General features: G+C 57.0%; 1 protein-coding gene. It reads left to right on the forward strand.

Annotation, left to right across the window (positions count from 1 at the left end):
- A partial coding sequence (locus tag ELR45_RS40070) for a glycine/sarcosine N-methyltransferase (RefSeq protein WP_205857788.1) occupies nucleotides 1-716 on the forward strand: 716 nt, incomplete at both ends.

A 716-nucleotide genomic window follows, 5' to 3' on the forward strand; every position in this document is an offset into this window, starting at 1 on the left:
GAGGAATACGTCACCGGCTTCGTTGAGAAGTGGGACGACCTGATCGACTGGAAGAAGCGCGCCGAGAGTGAGGGCAACTTCTTCGTCGACCAGCTGAAGGAGCGAGGCGTCCGCAAGGTCCTCGATGTCGCCACTGGTACGGGTTTCCACTCGGTGCGGCTGATCGAAGAGGGATTCGAGACGGTCAGTGCGGACGGCAGCCCCGAGATGTTGGCCAAGGCCTTCGAGAACGGTGTCCGGCACGGAGGGCACATCCTGCGGGTGGTGAACGCCGACTGGCGTTGGCTCAACCGTGACGTGCACGGCGAGTACGACGCAATCGTCTGTCTCGGCAACTCGTTCACCCACCTCTTCTCTGAGCGTGACCGCCGTAAGGCTTTGGCGGAATTCTACGCGATGCTCAAACATGATGGCGTTTTGATCCTTGATCAGCGGAATTATGATTCCATTCTGGATGAGGGATTCTCGAGTAAGCACACTTACTATTACGCCGGTGACGATGTGTCGGCCGTTCCGGATCACGTCGATGACGGATTGGCCCGTTTCAAGTACACATTCTCGGACGGCTCGGAATATTTCCTCAATATGTACCCACTGCGCAAGAATTACGTGCGGCGCCTGATGCGCGAAGTGGGATTCCAGCGAATCGAGACGTTCGGTGATTTCCAGGAGACATACAAGGAGAACGAGCCGGACTTCTTCATCCATGTCGCGGA

It is taken from the genome of Phytoactinopolyspora endophytica (assembly GCF_004138495.1).
Taxonomy (GTDB): Bacteria; Actinomycetota; Actinomycetes; order Jiangellales; family Jiangellaceae; genus Phytoactinopolyspora; species Phytoactinopolyspora endophytica.